This window comes from Faecalicatena contorta (assembly GCF_021531995.1).
Lineage (GTDB): Bacteria > Bacillota > Clostridia > Lachnospirales > Lachnospiraceae > Dorea_A > Dorea_A contorta_A.
This window is the reverse complement of the sequence record NZ_JAFBIZ010000292.1, coordinates 1-648: the sequence shown is the minus strand read 5'-3', so window position 1 is coordinate 648 and position 648 is coordinate 1. Positions and strand designations below refer to the sequence as shown.

The 648-nt window shown below is 32.9% G+C and carries 1 protein-coding gene; it reads left to right on the top strand.

Annotated elements, in window-relative coordinates; genetic code table 11:
- Positions 1 to 648: leucine-rich repeat domain-containing protein (locus JQM82_RS16005; RefSeq protein WP_235251416.1), on the top strand; the 648-nt coding region annotated here is incomplete at both ends.

Genomic DNA, 648 nt, shown 5'->3' with positions numbered 1-648 from the left:
TTAGAATCTTCAGAATTAGAATCTTCAGAATTAGAATCTTCAGAATTAGAATCTTCAGATACTGTTACAGAAAATAACTCAAATGATGATCAATTAACCGAAGGTGTTTGTGGAGAAAATCTTGTATGGACATTGAATCAGGAGGGTGTACTTTCGATAGACGGTTCAGGAAAAATGACTGATATCAATGTTAAAAATGGTGAATCCAGTATTTGGACTTCTTATACCGATGAGATAAATGCAATAGTAATTGGAGCAAATGTAGAAAGTATTGGAGCTCATGCATTTGAAGGATTAAGAAAAGTTACTACAGTAACATTTGCTGAAGGTAGTAAATTAACATCTATTGGTTCTTATGCATTTGCAGATTGTAGTCTACTTGAAGAGTTCATAATTCCAGAAGGTGCTAAGTGTATCGGTGCTGCAGCGTTTAAAAATTGTAATTCTTTAAAAGTTATTAGTGTTCCAGATTCTGTAGAAAACTTCGATTTATTATCTGAAGTGGATATTGAAGATGAGAATGTAACAGAAAGCATGATAGAGTCTTCTTTTGAAGGATGTATATCTGAGGAATTTCACATTTTGACAAATGCAGGAAGCTTGGCTGAAGCATATGCGAATACAAAAGGAATAAAATGTAAATACAAC